The organism is Neisseria sp. HMSC067H09, assembly GCF_001814135.1.
In the GTDB taxonomy this organism is placed as follows: Bacteria; Pseudomonadota; Gammaproteobacteria; order Burkholderiales; family Neisseriaceae; genus Neisseria.
The window spans coordinates 1-16,724 of sequence record NZ_KV814919.1 but is presented as its reverse complement, the minus strand read 5'-3'; the positions used below and the strand labels follow the sequence as shown (position 1 = coordinate 16,724).

Annotated in this window: 16 protein-coding genes and 2 pseudogenes; 6 read left to right on the top strand and 12 right to left on the bottom strand. The window is 49.7% G+C overall.

The features are described from left to right. Positions 1 to 58 precede the first annotated feature (58 nt). Positions 59 to 379, top strand: coding sequence for a DUF4298 domain-containing protein (locus HMPREF2954_RS07210; RefSeq protein WP_045072684.1), 321 nt, complete (start codon positions 59 to 61; stop codon positions 377 to 379). A 48-nt stretch (positions 380 to 427) separates the two neighbouring features. On the opposite strand, the gene HMPREF2954_RS07205 is transcribed toward HMPREF2954_RS07210, so the two are convergent. The 5 genes from HMPREF2954_RS07205 to HMPREF2954_RS07185 all read right to left on the bottom strand — a co-directional run bounded on the left by HMPREF2954_RS07205 (position 428) and on the right by HMPREF2954_RS07185 (position 4,665). Then, positions 428 to 1,039, bottom strand: coding sequence for an IMPACT family protein (locus HMPREF2954_RS07205; protein WP_045072685.1), 612 nt, complete (start codon positions 1,037 to 1,039; stop codon positions 428 to 430). A gap of 62 nt (positions 1,040 to 1,101) precedes the next feature. Then, on the bottom strand, positions 1,102 to 2,037 hold the full coding sequence (locus tag HMPREF2954_RS07200) for an electron transfer flavoprotein subunit alpha/FixB family protein (RefSeq protein WP_045072686.1): 936 nt from the start codon (positions 2,035 to 2,037) through the stop codon (positions 1,102 to 1,104). 10 nt (positions 2,038 to 2,047) lie between these two features. Then, positions 2,048 to 2,797: an electron transfer flavoprotein subunit beta/FixA family protein gene (locus HMPREF2954_RS07195; protein ID WP_045072687.1), complete on the bottom strand. Its 750-nt coding sequence runs from the start codon at positions 2,795 to 2,797 to the stop codon at positions 2,048 to 2,050. 215 nt (positions 2,798 to 3,012) lie between these two features. Further along, positions 3,013 to 3,993, bottom strand: coding sequence for a lipopolysaccharide heptosyltransferase I (gene waaC / locus HMPREF2954_RS07190; RefSeq protein ID WP_045072688.1), 981 nt, complete (start codon positions 3,991 to 3,993; stop codon positions 3,013 to 3,015). 36 nt (positions 3,994 to 4,029) lie between these two features. Continuing rightward, on the bottom strand, positions 4,030 to 4,665 hold the full coding sequence (locus HMPREF2954_RS07185; RefSeq protein WP_045072689.1) for a nicotinamidase: 636 nt from the start codon (positions 4,663 to 4,665) through the stop codon (positions 4,030 to 4,032). A 114-nt stretch (positions 4,666 to 4,779) separates the two neighbouring features. Here HMPREF2954_RS07185 and tsaA point away from each other — a divergent pair, with 114 nt between their 5' ends. After that, complete coding sequence (gene tsaA, locus HMPREF2954_RS07180) at positions 4,780 to 5,454, top strand: tRNA (N6-threonylcarbamoyladenosine(37)-N6)-methyltransferase TrmO (RefSeq protein ID WP_045072690.1); 675 nt, start codon at positions 4,780 to 4,782, stop codon at positions 5,452 to 5,454. Between the two features lie 100 nt (positions 5,455 to 5,554). Here the strand turns inward: tsaA and gap are convergent, their stop codons facing one another. Continuing rightward, the gene (gene gap, locus HMPREF2954_RS07175; RefSeq protein WP_039408949.1) at positions 5,555 to 6,559 is read right to left on the bottom strand and encodes a type I glyceraldehyde-3-phosphate dehydrogenase; all 1,005 of its coding nucleotides are present in this window, start codon (positions 6,557 to 6,559) and stop codon (positions 5,555 to 5,557) included. Positions 6,560 to 7,128: 569 nt separating this feature from the next. Between gap and lpxC the strand changes: the two genes are divergently transcribed. Then, positions 7,129 to 8,043 (top strand): UDP-3-O-acyl-N-acetylglucosamine deacetylase, encoded by a 915-nt coding sequence (gene lpxC, locus HMPREF2954_RS07170; RefSeq protein WP_009312558.1) that lies wholly within the window; start codon positions 7,129 to 7,131, stop codon positions 8,041 to 8,043. A gap of 273 nt (positions 8,044 to 8,316) precedes the next feature. Beyond that, positions 8,317 to 8,541 (top strand): annotated as a pseudogene (locus HMPREF2954_RS07165) (transposase); the annotation flags it as partial. A gap of 67 nt (positions 8,542 to 8,608) precedes the next feature. On the opposite strand, the gene gltX reads toward HMPREF2954_RS07165, so the two are convergent. The 5 genes and pseudogenes from gltX to HMPREF2954_RS13010 all read right to left on the bottom strand — a co-directional run. Then, positions 8,609 to 10,003 (bottom strand): glutamate--tRNA ligase, encoded by a 1,395-nt coding sequence (gene gltX, locus HMPREF2954_RS07160; RefSeq protein ID WP_045073448.1) that lies wholly within the window; start codon positions 10,001 to 10,003, stop codon positions 8,609 to 8,611. A 149-nt stretch (positions 10,004 to 10,152) separates the two neighbouring features. Next, a complete protein-coding gene (locus HMPREF2954_RS07155) occupies positions 10,153 to 10,482 on the bottom strand; it encodes an FKBP-type peptidyl-prolyl cis-trans isomerase (protein ID WP_003743612.1) in 330 nt (109 codons plus the stop codon). Positions 10,483 to 10,642: 160 nt separating this feature from the next. Then, positions 10,643 to 10,903 (bottom strand): hypothetical protein, encoded by a 261-nt coding sequence (locus HMPREF2954_RS07150; RefSeq protein WP_045073446.1) that lies wholly within the window; start codon positions 10,901 to 10,903, stop codon positions 10,643 to 10,645. Between the two features lie 321 nt (positions 10,904 to 11,224). Continuing rightward, on the bottom strand, positions 11,225 to 11,398 hold the full coding sequence (locus HMPREF2954_RS11715) for a DUF2061 domain-containing protein (RefSeq protein ID WP_045073443.1): 174 nt from the start codon (positions 11,396 to 11,398) through the stop codon (positions 11,225 to 11,227). A 40-nt stretch (positions 11,399 to 11,438) separates the two neighbouring features. Continuing rightward, a pseudogene (locus tag HMPREF2954_RS13010) lies at positions 11,439 to 11,546 on the bottom strand (IS5/IS1182 family transposase); the annotation flags it as partial. 86 nt (positions 11,547 to 11,632) lie between these two features. On the opposite strand from HMPREF2954_RS13010, the gene HMPREF2954_RS07145 reads away from it, so the two are divergent. Further along, on the top strand, positions 11,633 to 12,583 hold the full coding sequence (locus tag HMPREF2954_RS07145) for a D-2-hydroxyacid dehydrogenase (protein WP_045073441.1): 951 nt from the start codon (positions 11,633 to 11,635) through the stop codon (positions 12,581 to 12,583). A 362-nt stretch (positions 12,584 to 12,945) separates the two neighbouring features. On the opposite strand, the gene gnd is transcribed toward HMPREF2954_RS07145, so the two are convergent. Next, complete coding sequence (gnd, locus tag HMPREF2954_RS07140) at positions 12,946 to 14,394, bottom strand: decarboxylating NADP(+)-dependent phosphogluconate dehydrogenase (protein ID WP_039863203.1); 1,449 nt, start codon at positions 14,392 to 14,394, stop codon at positions 12,946 to 12,948. A gap of 478 nt (positions 14,395 to 14,872) precedes the next feature. Between gnd and ggt the strand changes: the two genes are divergently transcribed. Beyond that, positions 14,873 to 16,642 carry a gamma-glutamyltransferase gene (gene ggt, locus HMPREF2954_RS07135; protein ID WP_045073393.1) on the top strand — a complete coding sequence of 590 codons (1,770 nt, stop codon included), beginning with the start codon at positions 14,873 to 14,875 and terminating at the stop codon, positions 16,640 to 16,642. Positions 16,643 to 16,724: the final 82 nt, after the last annotated feature.

Genomic DNA, 16,724 nt, shown 5'->3' with positions numbered 1-16,724 from the left:
TCATTCCACTCTGCAACCTATTTGACTTATCCACAAAATTAAAAAAGGACAAGCAACCATGCAAAAACGTATTGATGAAATCCAAAACAAATACCGCGAATGGCGTCATCTACTACCGCAATTGGAAGAAGACATCCGGCGTTGGAAACATGCCGTCACTTTGATTCGCGATATGGACAATTTTTATACCCACGAGTATCAGGCGTGCCATCAAGCCATTGAGGACGGGGCAGAACTGGATTTGAGTACAGAAGGCGAATACAGCATTATGAGTGAAGATGCGTTATGGAACGCGCTGGGCGAATTCCATCAATTGGCCTGGCTATATTTGCGCTCCAGCGTCGATGCCTTAGACAGATATACACAAGAAGATTTATGAGAGAAGAGGTCGTCTGAAATACCATCCAAAACATTTCAGACGACCTTTTCATTCAAAAGGCTTTTCCGTATTTACTTCAATTTGCCGTGTATTCTTCCAAGCCGAAACACAGGCCTCATAATTTGCCAACGACAAATTTACCGTCAATCGACAATCCAACTGTAAATCCTGTTCCAATATATCCGCCTGATATTGTTTAGCAATGCGTATTACTTCATTCAAAAACGGATATTCACATTTCAGCCAAACGGTTTTTTCAATATTCTTTTCAACCACTTCCGCAACTGCCAACGCTTGAGCCGTTGCCTCTTTATACGCATGTATCAGACCAGGAACGCCCAATAAAGTACCGCCGAAATAGCGGACGACCACGACCAAAACATCGGTTACGCCCACCGAATCAATCTGCCCCAAAATCGGCCGACCCGCGCTTCCTGACGGCTCCCCATCGTCGTTGGCACGAAATTGCATACCATCTACACCCAAACGATAGGCATAGCACCAATGCCGCGCTTTATGATGTTCTTCCTTTAACGGATCGAGATATTTTTTCACATCAGCCAACGTCCGAATCGGATAGGCAAATGCTATAAAACGGCTGCCTTTATCTTTAAACTCAGCCTGTGTCGGGGAAGTAATGGTTTTATAAGTCGTAATCATGCTGAAATGTTTTCAGACGACCTCATTAACAACAAGGTCGTCTGAACGTTTCACGTGAAACATCAATTTTTCAATGCTTCTGTTAATTGCGGGACGATTTCAAATAAATCGCCAACCAATCCGTAATCGGCCACATTGAAAATCGGCGCATCAGCATCTTTGTTGATTGCGACAATGACTTTGCTGTCCTGCATACCGGCAACGTGTTGAATCGCACCTGAAATACCGATTGCAAAATAGAGCTGAGGTGCAACTACTTTACCGGTTTGTCCGACTTGCACGTCATTTGGCGCATATTCGGCATCAACTGCCGCACGGGATGCACCGATTGCCGCACCTAAAACATCCGCCAACGGTGTCAGCACTTCATTGAATTTTTCCGCACTACCCAACGCACGGCCACCGGAGACAATGACTTTTGCCTGAGTCAGCTCAGGACGATCGGAATGGGAAAGCTGACGGTTCACAAAACGGCTCAGGTTTTGAGCAGGGGTCGCTTCAACATTGATTGCTTCAGCGTTACCACCTTGCGCCGGAGCTGCGTCAAAAGCTGTTGCACGGAAGGTCAGCACCAATTTTTCTGAATCGGCTTGCACGGTTTCAAATGCATTACCCGCATAAATCGGACGCACAAAAGTCGTGTTATCCACAATCTCGGTCAAATCAGAAATTTGCGGTACATCTAATAAGGCGGCTACGCGGGGCAGAAGGTTTTTACCGAATGTGGTTGCCGTTGCTGCAACATAGCGGTAATCCGCTGCCAATTTGACAACCAGCGGAGCCAGTTCTTCAGCCAAACCTTCGGCATAATGGGCAGCATCCGCAACCAAAACTTTTTCCACACCCTCTACTTGTTTCGCGGATTCCACTACAGCCGATGCGCCGTTTCCGGCAACCAATAAATCGACTTTACCCAGTTTGGCAGCAGCGGTAACGGCATGCAAAGTGGCAGGATTCAACTGTTTGTTGTCGTGTTCAGCAATAATCAATACGCTCATTTCAGTCTCCTCAAATCACTTTGGCTTCGTTTTTCAATTTTTCAACCAATTCGGCAACGCTTGCTACTTTTACACCTGCCTGACGTGCTTTAGGCTCGGCAAATTTCACCGTTTTCAAACGAGGTGAAATATCCGCAACCAAATCGACAGGAGCCAGTTTTTCCAAAGGTTTTTTCTTTGCCGCCATGATATTGGGAAGTTTAACAAAGCGCGGCTCGTTCAAACGCAAATCCGCACTGATAACAGCAGGCAGTTTCAATGCTAGGGTTTCTTCGCCGCCATCAATTTCGCGCACAATCTGCACTTCGTCGCCTTCAATTTGTACTTTAGACGCGAACGTACCTTGCGCCGCATTCAGCAAAGCAGCCAGCATTTGCGCCACTTGGTTGGCATCGTCATCAATCGCTTGTTTGCCCAAAAAGAAAATTTGTGGATTTTCTTTGTCCGCAACGGCTTTCAGCAGCTTGGCAACTGCCAGCGGCTCCAATTTAGTATCGGTTTCAACATGAATTGCACGGTCGGCACCCATCGCCAAAGCTGTACGCAACGTTTCTTCGCATTTCTTTTCGCCCAAAGAAACCGCTACGATTTCGCTTACTTTTCCGGCTTCTTTCAAACGGACGGCTTCTTCCACAGCGATTTCGTCAAACGGGTTCATCGACATTTTGACATTGCCGATATCCACATCCGAACCATCGGCTTTTACACGAACTTTGACGTTGTAGTCCACTACGCGCTTTACTGCGACCAGTGCTTTCATTGAATTCTCCTAAAAAGAACGTTGCTTTCACCATCCAGCGAAACCAAACCTTCTTCTCTATAAAATCAAATCCGTTTTTTCTTAAAAACGAATTCATTCAGAAATCTTTCAGATAATGCTTGCCGATTATACCATTTTTAAAGCATTTACTCAGGCTGAAGGATATACATTCCTGTACTCAACAAACTGGAAAATGTCATGCCGCTATATCAGTTTCAGACGACCTTTGAGCCTTCATCAGCAGCCACACAATCCATCAACGTTTGATAAACCAAATCTGCAGTCGGAATTTGCCCGATATTGCCCAAATTTTTTGCAACAGCCGAAACTTGAACGCCTGTTTTAATCGGATCAGTATCGGTATAAATACCGACCACAGGTTTTTCCAAAGCATTTGCCAAATGCAGCAAACCGGTATCCACACCGACAATTCCGACCGCGTGTTTCAGCAGATACGCCGCCTGCAATAAATTCATTTTGTCGCACACAATGGCAAATGGCAGTCCGTCTGCAATTTGTTCGGCACGCGTTTTTTCAGTTTCATTTCCCCATGGCAGGTAAACGTTGCATTGTTGTTCTTCATTCAGCTTTTGCAGCAACGCCCGCCAGTTTTCCACAGGCCATAACTTACTGTCCCGGCTGGTCGCGTGCAAAGCCGCATAATACGGCTGCTCCAAATTTTTCAGACGACCTGCTTCGGGAACGGTCAAACCGAATACCTGCGTTTCCGGCATCGCATACCCAAATACTTGGGCGAACAGTTCACGGTTGCGCCAAACAGCATTTTTCCCTTTCGGTACAGCGTATGTTTTCGCATATGCCAACGCAGCCAACCCCTCACGCGCGCTGTTTTTATCTAAACCATAAATAGGGGATTTTGCCATTTTGGCGAAACACGCGCTTTTAATCAGACCTTGACTGTCCAATACAAAATCAAATGCTTCCTGCCGCAAGGCCTGTTTCAGACGACCTATTTCCCGCCAAGTTTCAGCCTGAAAGAGATGTTTTCGCCATTGCCGCCATTTCATCACATGGATTTTTTTTACGAACGGATGCAGGCGCGCAATATCCGCAAATCCGGCTTCACACAACCAATGGAGTTCCACATCAGGGCATTGTCGCGCCAAATCTTCGATTGCGGGCAAAGTGTGAATTAAATCGCCCATACTGGACAAGCGGACAAGCAAAATTTTCATATTTAAGAAGTGTGTTTCACGTGAAACAATTTTAATTTATTGATTATTAATATATTTTTTAATTTCTTCAGCGTTTTTTAAGATAATTGCACCGGCAGAACGCATTTCCTGCCATGCCGTTTCGATGGTATCCGGCGCAATGCCCCGACAAGCCGCTTCATTGACGATAACCTGCCAATTGCCGCCTTTTAGCAACTGCAAAACCGTTGTTTTCACACAATAATCCGTAGCCAACCCGCCGACAATGACCGTATCCGTATTTTGACAACGCAGCCATTCGATCAACCCTGTGCTCAGTTTTTCCTCGATATCGTGAAAACACGCGCCGTAAGGATGCAATTCAGGATCAACGCCTTTCCAAACGCAATAATCGTATTCCTTGGCAGAAGGCAGTCCGTCCAACAATTCATAGCCGCGCGTACCGACCATCGCATGAGCCACCCAAGTCAAATCCGCATCGGGCAAACCTGTCGGCTTTAACATATCAACAGGGTTATCCACAAGCCATTTCGCTGCCGCATGATGCGCATCTTTCGTCATCACGCGCAAATCCGCCAAAGCGGCTTGGGCATTCAATTCTTCAACAATCAAATGCCCCTCGTTTACAGGCAGCTCTTTAGGACACAAAGGCGTAAAAGTTTTTTGTGCATCAACATCAATGGAAACAATCATCTCATCATTTCAAAGCGATTAAAATGCCCTGTATTATAACAAATTACTGCCCAAAAGCGGTAAAACCGGCTGTGATAAGATAACGTTTTTCCGAAAAACTTGTCCACAATCCTCATGACTTACACCATCGTCCCCATCGCCACCGCCCGCTCGCCCTACAAACAGAAATTCGGCGTCGCCCGTCAGCCCGGATTGGTTCCCGCCGCAGAAGTCTGTATCGAGCTGAATCCCGAATTTACCGCAGACAGCGTACGCGGACTGGAACACTTCGATTATGTGTGGATAAGTTTTATCTTTCACGGCGTACTGGATGAAGGCTGGGCACAAATGGTGCGCCCGCCACGGCTTGGCGGCAAACAAAAAATGGGCGTATTTGCCACGCGCAGCCCCCACCGCCCCAATCACCTCGGACTATCGCTCTTAAAACTCGAACGCATCGAAACCGGCAAACCCGTCCGCCTCTATTGCAGCGGTGCAGACCTGTTGGACGGCACACCGATTGTCGACATCAAACCCTACATCCCCTTTGTCGAATCCAAACCCGACGCCTCATCCGGCTTCGTCAGCGGCAAACCCGAAGAGCTTGAAGTCGTATGGCTGGAAAACATCGGCGCCGAAAATTTATCTGAAAGCACCCAAAACCTGATCAGCCAAAGCATAGCCCAAGATCCCCGTCCCGCCTATCAAAATATTCCCGAACGGATTTACGTCATGAATATAGAGAATTATGAAGTCAGGTTTCAAATTGAGGGAAACCGCGCGACGGTTATTGGGATAAGCGTTGTTTAAATTTAGTGATTGATTTCATTAAAAAAGGTCGTCTGAAAAAATTTTCAGACGACCTTTTCTCTTACTTATCCACAGACTGGCTTACCCAATCCGAAATCTTTTAGATTTTTCCTGCGAAGTATTCCAAAGTGCGGACGAGTTGGCAGGTGTAGGACATTTCGTTGTCGTACCAAGCGACGGTTTTCACCAGTTGTTTGTCGCCTACGGTCATCACGCGGGTTTGGGTCGCGTCGAAGAGCGAGCCGTATTCGATGCCGACGACGTCGGAAGAAACGATTTGATCTTCGGTGTAGCCGTAAGATTCGTTGGCGGCAGCTTTCATCGCGGCGTTGATTTCTTCTTTGGTCACGGGGCGTTCGAGGACGGAAACCAATTCGGTCAGCGAGCCGGTTGCGACGGGGACGCGTTGGGCTGAGCCGTCGAGTTTTCCGTTCAATTCGGGGATAACCAGACCTATGGCTTTGGCGGCACCGGTGCTGTTGGGCACGATGTTGAGCGCGGCGGCACGGGCGCGGCGCAAATCGCCTTTGCGGTGCGGCGCGTCGAGGGTGTTTTGGTCGCCGGTGTAGGCGTGGATGGTGGTCATCAGGCCTTCGACTACGCCGAACTCTTTTTGCAGGACTGCAGCCATCGGGGCGAGGCAGTTGGTGGTGCAGGAAGCGGCGGAGATGACGGTTTCGCTGCCGTCCAAAATGTCTTGGTTTACGCCATATACGACGGTTTTCACGTCATTGCCGCCGGGGGCGGAAATAACGACTTTGCGCGCACCTGCGCGGATGTGGGCTTCGGCTTTGGTTTTGCTGGTAAAGAAGCCGGTACATTCGAGGACGACGTCCACGCCCAATTCGCCCCAAGGCAATTCTTCAGGATTCGGATTGGCGAAGACTTTGATTTCTTTGCCGTTCACCACGATGGCATCGTCTTTCAATTCGGCAGTACCTTGGAAGCGGCCTTGGGTGCTGTCGTATTTGAAAAGGTGCAGCAGCATTTCGGCAGGGGTCAGGTCGTTGACGGCGACGACTTCGATGCCTTTGGCTTTTTCAATTTGACGCAATGCCAGACGGCCGATGCGGCCGAAACCGTTAATCGCTACTTTGATGCTCATTTTGATACTCCTGTCAGTAGGGAAAGGGATAAATTTCAATAAGGGCTATTGTAGCCTGAAATAAAACTACTACCTAGAATTACACGATGCTACTTTTAAAATGTTTGATTTAAATAAAAAAACCGTGAAATAGGTCGTCTGAAAATACAGATTGGTACGGTTTGTCCCCATATTTGGGGATAAATTTTGGTTGTTTTTAAAATTAATATGTAATTATTTAAAAAAATGATGATGGTGATGAGTGTATCCCCGTTTTGTGGATAACCTTATTACTGATTGTATAATCAAATTGTTGTATTCATTTAAAGGCTGCGTTCAAGTTTTGTTTTTTATGAGAACAAAGTCGGATAATCTGTAATCGTTTGAATATTTCTGTGGATAAAATCAGGTTTGTCCACTCAGATTACACGTCATTTTGTGGATAATCTTACCGGTACAAAGGGTCGTCTGAAAAATCTATGGTTCTGAAACACCTACATTAGCAAATACTATTAAAAATAATGGATTATTTTTTCCTTTTTATCGTATTATCCAAACATCAAACCAATTATTGAATAAGGAGGCGGTTTATGCTGCAACGAACTTTGGCAAAATCCATCAGCGTAACCGGCGTCGGGCTGCATTCGGGCGAACGGGTCGCGCTGACCCTGCACCCCGCGCCTGAAAACAGCGGGATTTCCTTCCGCCGTACCGATTTGGACGGCGAAATGGGCGAAACCATCAAACTTACGCCCTACCTCATCAACGATACGCGCCTGTCGTCCACCATCGTAACCGACAAAGGCGTGCGCGTCGGCACGATCGAACACATCATGTCCGCGCTGTCCGCCTACGGCATCGACAATGCGCTGATTGAGTTAAACGCGCCCGAAATCCCGATTATGGACGGCTCCAGCCTGCCGTTTATTTATCTTTTGCAAGATGCGGGCGTTGTCGATCAAAAGGCGCAAAAGCGGTTTTTGAAAATCCTCAAACCTGTCGAAGTCAAGGAGGCGGGCAAATGGGTGCGCTTTACGCCGTATGACGGCTTTAAAGTTACGCTGACCATCGAATTCGACCATCCGGTTTTCAACCGCAGCTCGCCCACTTTTGAAATCGATTTCGCGGGCAAGTCCTACATCGACGAAATCGCGCGTGCGCGCACCTTCGGCTTTATGCACGAAGTGGAAATGATGCGCGCCCACAATCTCGGACTGGGCGGCAATTTGAACAACGCCATTGTGATTGACGACATGGACGTTTTGAATCCGGAAGGTTTGCGTTATCCCGACGAGTTCGTCCGCCACAAAATCCTCGATGCCATCGGCGATTTGTATATCGTCGGACACCCGATTATCGGCGCATTCGAAGGCTACAAATCCGGCCACGCCATCAACAACGCTTTATTGCGCGCGGTTTTGGCGGACGAAACTGCTTACGAATGGGTGGAATTTGGTGACGATGAGAATTTGCCGTCCGCCTTCCACGAGCTGCCGGCGGCTTGAGATAAGACGGTGTACAAAAAGGTTGTGGATGATTGTTTATCCACAACCTTTTTATTCAATAAAGGTCGTCTGAAATCTTGATTTTAAGTTTTCAGACGACCTTTCAATAAAACAAAACCATCTTCCGCCAATATTTCAGACATGATTATCCACATGGCTATCTAATCTATCCTTCTGAAAAATAAAAAGATTATATTTTTTCTCAAATTTTATACACAATTTATCCATAGCTTTTCTCCAGCAATAAAAAAGGTCGTCTGAAAAACTGAAGTTCAAAGCATGTCGCGTAAGGCGAACTGTTGGGACAATGCGCCGATGGAAAGCTTCTTTGCGGTGTTGAAGACGGAGTGTTTCTATAACGCAGGTGAATTGACGGTAGATGAATTGATGAAGCAGATAGATGACTATATGGATTACTACAACCGGGAGCGTTGCAGTTTGAAATTGAAAAAGCTGAGTCCTGTCGCATACAGAACCCAGCTTGCACAGAGCGCCTGAATAGGCTTTTATGAGTGTCCAAGATTTGGGGGCCAGTTCAAAATTTTCAGACGACCTTTTCAACGTTTTAAGAACGAATCCGTTTCAACACTTCTTCCTTGCCGATTAATGCCAACACGGCATCAACGCTGGGGGTTTTCGCTGTGCCGCAGACGGCGAGGCGCAGGGGCATGCCGAGTTTGCCCATTTTGATGCCTTCTTCGTCGCAGAAGGGTTTGAACAGGTCGTGGATGGCTTCGGCGTTCCAGTCTTCCAGCCCTTCGAGGCGTTCGGCGAAGCGCAGCATACGGGCGGCGGCTTCGTTGTCCCAATGTTTCTGCACGTCCGCTTCGGCGGGCGTTTGTTTGACGTAGAAGTAGAGGCACTCGTCAGCGAGCGTGTTCAGGTCTTGGGCGCGGTCTTTGACCAGTGCCAACACGTCTTCCAACGCGGGTTTTACCGTGTCATAAATGTCACGCAGGGCAAGGCGGGGTTTAACAAGTTCGGCGAGTTTTTCGTTGGGCGTGATTTTGATGTGTTCGCCGTTAATCCAGTAGAGCTTTTTCAAGTCCATGCGGCTTGGAGACGGGGAAACGTCTTTCAAATCAAACCATTCGATGAATTGTTCCATCGTGAAGAACTCGTCGTCGCCGTGCGCCCAGCCCAAACGCGCCAGATAGTTGAGCATGGCTTCGGGCAGGATGCCCATCGCGCCGAAATCGGTGATGGCGACGGTATCGCCGCTGCGTTTGGAGATTTTTTTGCCTTGTTCGTTGAGAATCATGGGCAGGTGGCCGTATTCGGGCAGGTTCGCGCCGATGGCTTTTAAGATGTTGATTTGTTTCGGGGTATTGTTCACATGGTCGTCGCCGCGGATAACGTGGGTAACGCCCATATCGTAGTCATCCACCACGACGCAGAAGTTGTAGGTCGGCGTACCGTCGGCGCGGGCGATAATCAGGTCGTCGAGTGCTTCGTTGGGAATGGAGATTTCGCCTTTGACCAAATCCGTCCACTTGGTAACGCCGTCTAAAGGCGTTTTGAAGCGGACGACGGGTTGCACGTCGGCAGGGATTTCGGGCAGGGTTTTGCCTGCTTCGGGGCGCCAGCGGCGGTCGTAAGTCGCCGTGCCTTCTTTTTCGGCTTTCTCGCGCATGGCCTCCAGCTCTTCTTTGCTGCAATAGCAGTAGTAGGCGGCGCCTTTTTCCAAGAGTTCGGCGATGACTTCTTTATAGCGGTCGAAACGGCGGGTTTGGTACACGACGTTGTCGGCGTTGTCGTAATCGAGACCGACCCATTTCATGCCGTCAAGGATGATGTTGACGGATTCGGCGGTGGAACGCGCCAAGTCGGTGTCTTCGATACGCAATAGGAACTCACCTTTGTGATGGCGGGCAAACGCCCATGAAAACAAGGCGGTGCGCACGCCGCCGATGTGCAGGTAGCCGGTGGGGCTGGGGGCGAAACGGGTTTTGACGGTCATGATGGCTCCAGAATCTTTTAAAACGGGTATTTTACTGTTTTTAGACGGAATCGGACAATGAAAGGTCGTCTGAAAACCTCAACATTCGGTTTTCAGACGACCTTTCGCTCTTTTTCAATGCAGAAAATCCATCCTAACGCCGTCAGGCATTATTCATAAACTTTCAACAGCTCTACTTCAAACACCAATGTCGCGTTAGGCGGAATCACGCCGCCCGCGCCGCGTGCGCCGTAGCCCATTTCGGCAGGGATGGTCAGCTTGCGTTTGCCACCTTCCTTCATGCCGCCGAAACCTTCGTCCCAGCCTTGAATGACCTGACCCACGCCCAGCGTAATCGTCAGCGGCTGACGGCGGTCGAGGCTGGAGTCGAATTTGGTACCGTCTTCCAGCCAACCGGTGTAATGCACGGTAATTTCCTTGCCTTTCACGGCCTCTTTGCCGTGGCCTTCCTGCAAATCTTCAATAATCAAACCGCTCATGTTTTATCCTTTCATAGCGTTTTCAATCAGTTAACAATATCGACTCTTCGATATTCCGCGCTGAAGGGTATCATAGCTGCCGTTTCCGATAAAGCAAAAGGTCGTCTGAAAACGGATGGGTACGTTTTCAGACGACCTTTCAACTTCAACTGATGGGCAATCAATTTGAGCCGTTTTGCAACGAGCGGGCATAGGTGTCGTTGTAGCCGATGTCGGTGATTTCGCGCACGCCTGTGGCAGGTGCGGTGAATTTCACGCGGTCATCATCTTTACGCATATCGTGCGCGTCGTGATATTCGACTTGGGTTAAGCCCGGAATGGGGCCGGAGTCGTTGGCATGATTCCATTCGGGAATGCGGCTGTCGGCGAAAGATGTGGCGGCGGCAACGGCGATGAGGGAGGCGAAGAGTGCTTTTTTCATGATACTTTCCTTATGATGTTGAATATAAAAGATGAACTGCATAGGCGTTCAAGCGATGGAAAGCATTTTATTGATTTCTTTTTGATTGATAAATATCTATTTTGTTGAAAGAATATTTATCAATAAGAAACAATATGCCCTAGCCCGTTTTCAGACGACCTCCGGTCAAAACTTATCCACAATGGTGCAGCGGCGTAGCCCATTCTTGTTTCACGGTTTTATAGTGGATTAAATTTAAATCAGGACAAGACGACGAAACCGCAGACAGTACAGATAGTACGGCAAGGCGAGGTAACGCCGTCCTGGTTTAAAGTTAATCCACTATATTTTTTCGTAGCGTCGCCATGCCTGTTCGTGGAAATAGAAAACGACGGTGTTGGCAAGCGGCTCGACCAGCGCGACTGCGCTTGAGATGCCGATGCTGCCGGTCAAAATATAGGCAACGCCGAACGCGGTGGCGAAATGTAAAATGGCAAAAGTCATGGTTTTAATCATGATGGTTTCCTGATATGGTGATGTCTGTATGGTTCGGATAATATAGTGGATTAACTATAAACCAGTACGGCGTTGCCTCGCCTTGCCGTACTATCTGTACTGTCTGCGGCTTCGTCGCCTTGTCCTGATTTAAATTTAATCCACTATAACTATTCTCAACTGCGCCGTATATTTTGAATATTTTATTCAAAATTAGTTTATTTAAATCATTATTTTATTTTTGATAGGTGAAATATGAATCCACTGTGCATTGCCGTTCTCGACCGCGACACGCTTGCCGACCGTCCGTTTGACTTTGATTTTCCGCATACTTTAAGCAGCTATGGTTCGACTGAGGCGCATCAGACCGCCGAGCGCATACAGGGCGCGGACATCATCATTACCAACAAAGTCGTGATTTCCGCCGAACACATCGCCGCCAACCCGCAGCTCAAACTGATTGCGCTAGCCGCGACGGGCGTCAACAATGTTGACCTTGCTGCCGCCAAGCAAGCGGGCGTGGGCGTGTGCAACATCCGCGCCTACGGCAATGAATCCGTGGCGGAACACGCGTTTATGATGATGATTACCCTGATGCGCAACCTGCCTGCCTATCAGCGAGACGTTGCAGCAGGCTTGTGGGAAAACTCGCCGTTTTTCTGCCACCTCGGCGCACCGATGCGCGATTTAAACGGTAAAACACTGGCGATTTTCGGTCGCGGCAACATCGGACAGACGCTGGCAACTTATGCACAGGCGTTCAAAATGAAGGTCGTGTTTGTCGAACATAAACACGCCGAAACCGTCCGCGACGGCTACGTTTCCTTTGACGAAGCCGTCCGCACTGCCGACGCGCTGTCGCTGCATTGCCCGCTCACGCCGGAAACGGCAAACATGATAGGCGAAGCCGAGTTGCAACAGATGAAGCCCGGCGCCATCCTCATCAACTGCGGGCGCGGCGGCTTGGTTGATGAAGCCGCTTTGGTTGCGGCGTTGAAATACGGCCAAATCGGCGGGGCAGGTTTTGACGTGTTAACACAAGAGCCGCCGCGCGACGGCAACCCTCTGCTGAAAGCTCGACTGCCCAACCTCATTGTCACGCCACACATTGCATGGGCAAGCCAAGAGGCCGCCAACCGCCTGTTTGACATCCTCGTGGACAACATCAACCGCTTCGTCGCGGGCAATCCGCAGAATCTGGTTTGATGCCGATAGCCCTTAACCCTGTTGATAATTTTGTGAACAATTTAAAAGGTCGTCTGAAATTTTTCAGACGACCTTTTTGTATATTGATAGTTTTCAATGAATTAGGTTTGGTTTGATTGAATTTGGATGAAGTTCAGATTGTGGATAAGTTGTGAGCAATCCGTGGATTTCGTCAAAAACCGATGCTTTCAAACGGCAAAGGTCGTCTGAAACCTGAATCTTGGTTTTCAGACGACCTTGTTATAGTGGATTAACTTTAAACCAGGACGGCGTTGCCTCGCCTTGCCGTACTATCTGTACTGTCTGCGGCTTCGTCGCCTTGTCCTGATTTAAATTTAATCCACTATACTAACTCAGACAAATCAAATATCGTAAGTGGTCGATGCCGTATCGCCGCCTTTGCCTGTCCAGTTGGTGTGGAAGAATTCGCCGCGCGGTTTGTCGGTGCGCTCGTAGGTGTGCGCGCCGAAGTAGTCGCGTTGGGCTTGCAGCAGGTTGGCGGGCAGGCGTTCGGTGGTGTAGCCGTCGAGGAAGGTAATCGCGGAAGCCATGCAGGGCATGGGGATGCCGCATTCGATGGCTTTGGCGACGACTTTGCGCCATGCGGGCAGGCAGTTTTCCAATACGCCTTTGAAATAGGGGTCGGAACCCAAGAACACCAAATCGGGATTGGCTTCGTATGCGTCGCGGATGTTGCCCAAGAACGCGCTGCGGATGATGCAGCCTTCGCGCCACAGAAGGGCGGTGTTGCCGTAGTTCAATGCCCAATCGTTGTTTTCGCTGGCTTCGCGGATGAGCATGAAGCCTTGTGCGTAGGAAATGATTTTGGATGCCAACAGGGCTTGGCGCAGGGCTTCGACCCATGCGGCTTTGTCGCCGTCAACGGGGGTAACGGTTTTGCCGAACAAGCGGCCGGTTTGAACGCGTTGGTCTTTGAACGCGGACACGCAGCGGGCAAACACGGCTTCGGAAATCAGCGTCAGCGGGATGCCCAAATCGAGGGCGTTGATGCCGGTCCATTTGCCTGTGCCTTTTTGTCCGGCGGTATCGAGGATTTTTTCGACCAAAGGTTCGCCGTTTTCGTCTTTGTAGCCCAAAATCGCGGCGGTGATTTCGATCAGGTAGGAATCCAGCTCGGTTTGGTTCCATTCGCTGAAAATACGGTGCATTTCGTCGTAGCTCAAACCCAAGCCGTCTTTCATGAATTGGTAGGCTTCGCAAATCAACTGCATATCGCCGTATTCGATGCCGTTGTGCACCATTTTGACGAAATGGCCCGCGCCGTCACGGCCGACCCAGTCGCAGCAGGGTTCGCCTTGCGGGGTTTTGGCGGCAATGGCTTGGAAAATGGGTTTGACGGCAGGCCATGCGGCTTCGTCGCCGCCGGGCATGATGGACGGGCCGTGACGCGCGCCTTCTTCGCCGCCGGAAACGCCCGCGCCGATAAAGCGGATGCCTTTTGCCGCCAGCTCGTGCGTGCGGCGGGTGGAATCGGGATAGTTGGCGTTGCCGCCGTCAATAATAATGTCGCCTTGTTCCAAAAGCGGGACAAGTTGCTCGATAAAGTCGTCCACGACAGAACCTGCGCGTACCATCATCATGATTTTGCGCGGTTTTTCCAGTTTATCCACTAAATCTTGCAATGAATAGGCACCGATAATGTTGGTGCCTTTGGCTGCGCCGTTGAGAAAATCGTCTACTTTAGCAGTGGTCCGGTTGTACGCCACGACTTTGAAACCGTGATCGTTCATATTCAAAATCAAATTTTGACCCATAACGGCCAAGCCGATGACGCCGATATCGCCTTTCATTGATGGAAGCTCCATTATTAATTTAATTTATCAGCCGTAACTCTATCTGATTTACAGAGGTTTAACAATCCTTAACTATCTAATTTTTTGAAAAGATGCCTTTACGTTGCGGGCTTTGGCTGCGCGTTGGGAAACAAACTATAAATAAGATTTTAAATAATAAATAGATGATTATATTGAGTCGCGCATTTGCTTGTGTATAACTTTGATTCCTTTTTCAGTTCAATAAGTTTAATACTAATTTAAGATGCGGATAAACTGCTGTTTGCCTTGTTTGCAGATGTGGATAATTTTGAAATCCGGTTTGGTTTTGTGTATAACTTTCCGGCTATGCACACAGCCTGCCGGTTTTATACCGGGCTCAAACGGAACTGTCCGAAGAGATAAACAGTCCAATCGGTTTTCATGTTTCAGGCGACCTTTTGTGTTTTTCAACCGCAGGTCGTCTGAAAAATATCTCAACTAAAAGGGAGCAGATATGAAATTTTCCTTTAGCTTAAACCTGTTGGCTGTTTTGGTTTTGGCAGCGTGCGCGCACCAGCCGATGCAGAAACCTGATGCCGCGCCTGTGCCGACGGCTGTGGATAACCATGCGCCGGAACAAGGGACGGGGCTGACCGAGCAGAAATTGATCCGCGCCAAACATTATATGGCGGCGTCTGCCAATCCGTTGGCGACCGAGGCGGGATACGAGGTTTTGAAACGCGGCGGCAGCGCGATAGATGCGATGATCGCCATGCAGACCACGCTGGGACTGACCGAGCCGCAGTCTTCCGGTTTGGGCGGCGGTGCGTTTTTGGTGTATTGGGACAATAAGGCGAAAAAACTGACGACGTTTGATGCCCGAGAAACGGCGCCGAAAGCGGCAACGCCGGCGCTTTTCTTGGATGAAAACGGCAAGCCGATGGGCTTTATGAACGCAGTGGTCGGCGGCCGTTCGGTCGGTGTGCCGGGGATTCCGAAGCTGCTCGAAGATGTCCACAAGCGTTACGGCAAATTGCCTTGGGCAAGTCTGTTTGACAAACCGATTGCTTTGGCGGAACAAGGCTTTACCGTTTCACCGCGCATGGCGAAATCCATCGAGCAAAATTTGGAGCCTTTGAAACGCTATCCGAAAACCGCCGCGTATTTCCTGCCCGACGGCAAGCCTTTGGCAGCGGGAACAGTGTTGAAAAACCCTGAATTTGCCCGCTCCGTACGCCTGTTGGCGGAAAAAGGCAGCGCGCCGTTTTATCAGGGGGCGCAGGCGCAGAATATTGTCCGTGCCGTTACCGGCGCTGTGGATAACCCCGGCAAAATCAGCATGGCGGATTTGAAAAACTACCGCGTTATCGAGCGCGAACCGGTTTGCGCGCCATATCGTGAATACGAAGTCTGCGGCATGGGCGCGCCAAGTTCAGGCGCGATTGCTTTGGGCGAGATTTTGGGCGTCCTGCAAAATCAGGATATGAAGGCGTTGGGCGCGGAAAATATCCACAGTTGGCGCTGGATAGGCGATGCGTCGCGGATTGCGTTTGCCGACCGTGATTATTACGTCGGCGATCCCGCGTTTGTCAACGTCCCGACCCGCGCCCTGATTTCTCAGGCTTACCTGAAACCGCGTGCCGAAGAAATCCGCCAATCCGACAAGGCGTTGGAGAACATTCAGGCAGGCAAGTTCGGCAAGGCATACGCGCAGGGTATGGCGGTAGAGCTGCCGTCCACCAGCCATTTGGTGGTTGTGGATAAAGACGGCAACGTCGTGTCGATGACGACTTCGATTGAAAACGCGTTCGGCTCGGGGCTGATGGCAAACGGCTATCTGCTCAACAATGAATTGACCGATTTCGCTTTCAACCCTGTCGGCGCAGACGGTAAAACGGTGGCAAACAGCGTGGCGGGCGGCAAGCGGCCGCGTTCTTCGATGGCGCCGACCATTGTGATGAAAGGCGGCAAGCCTTATCTGGCGGTCGGTTCGCCCGGCGGCAGCCGCATCATCGGTTTCGTCGCTAAAACGCTGGTGGCGCATATCGATTGGGGCATGGACATTCAGGCGGCAATCTCCCTGCCGAATATGCTCAATCGCGGCAGCCAGTATGAAATCGAGGAAAAAACCGCGGCGGCGGACAAAGCGGCAGCATTGGAAAAACTGGGCTACAAAGTCCAAATCCGCGATTTGAATTCCGGCGTACAAGGCATTGTGATCGGCAAAGACGGTTTGCTCGGCGGTGCCGACCCGCGTCGCGAAGGTAAAGTCATGGGCGATTGATCACCGATCGGCTTGTGGATAAAAGGTCGTCTGAAAAACTGAACTGCACCCAAAAGTTGGACACATCCCCTCCAACCACCAA

Bases quoted from the DNA above. Each gene is read 5' to 3' on its own strand.
- HMPREF2954_RS07150 (WP_045073446.1), bottom strand. From the start codon at position 10,903: ATGAAAAAAGCACTCTTCGCCTCCCTCATCGCCGTTGCCGCCGCCACA.
- ggt (WP_045073393.1), top strand. From the start codon at position 14,873: ATGAAATTTTCCTTTAGCTTAAACCTGTTGGCTGTTTTGGTTTTGGCA.
- gap (WP_039408949.1), bottom strand. From the start codon at position 6,559: ATGAGCATCAAAGTAGCGATTAACGGTTTCGGCCGCATCGGCCGTCTG.
- tsaA (WP_045072690.1), top strand. From the start codon at position 4,780: ATGACTTACACCATCGTCCCCATCGCCACCGCCCGCTCGCCCTACAAA.
- waaC (WP_045072688.1), bottom strand. From the start codon at position 3,993: ATGAAAATTTTGCTTGTCCGCTTGTCCAGTATGGGCGATTTAATTCAC.
- HMPREF2954_RS07205 (WP_045072685.1), bottom strand. From the start codon at position 1,039: ATGATTACGACTTATAAAACCATTACTTCCCCGACACAGGCTGAGTTT.
- HMPREF2954_RS07185 (WP_045072689.1), bottom strand. From the start codon at position 4,665: ATGATTGTTTCCATTGATGTTGATGCACAAAAAACTTTTACGCCTTTG.
- HMPREF2954_RS07145 (WP_045073441.1), top strand. From the start codon at position 11,633: ATGAATCCACTGTGCATTGCCGTTCTCGACCGCGACACGCTTGCCGAC.
- HMPREF2954_RS07155 (WP_003743612.1), bottom strand. From the start codon at position 10,482: ATGAGCGGTTTGATTATTGAAGATTTGCAGGAAGGCCACGGCAAAGAG.
- HMPREF2954_RS07210 (WP_045072684.1), top strand. From the start codon at position 59: ATGCAAAAACGTATTGATGAAATCCAAAACAAATACCGCGAATGGCGT.
- HMPREF2954_RS11715 (WP_045073443.1), bottom strand. From the start codon at position 11,398: ATGATTAAAACCATGACTTTTGCCATTTTACATTTCGCCACCGCGTTC.
- HMPREF2954_RS07195 (WP_045072687.1), bottom strand. From the start codon at position 2,797: ATGAAAGCACTGGTCGCAGTAAAGCGCGTAGTGGACTACAACGTCAAA.
- lpxC (WP_009312558.1), top strand. From the start codon at position 7,129: ATGCTGCAACGAACTTTGGCAAAATCCATCAGCGTAACCGGCGTCGGG.
- gnd (WP_039863203.1), bottom strand. From the start codon at position 14,394: ATGAAAGGCGATATCGGCGTCATCGGCTTGGCCGTTATGGGTCAAAAT.
- gltX (WP_045073448.1), bottom strand. From the start codon at position 10,003: ATGACCGTCAAAACCCGTTTCGCCCCCAGCCCCACCGGCTACCTGCAC.
- HMPREF2954_RS07200 (WP_045072686.1), bottom strand. From the start codon at position 2,037: ATGAGCGTATTGATTATTGCTGAACACGACAACAAACAGTTGAATCCT.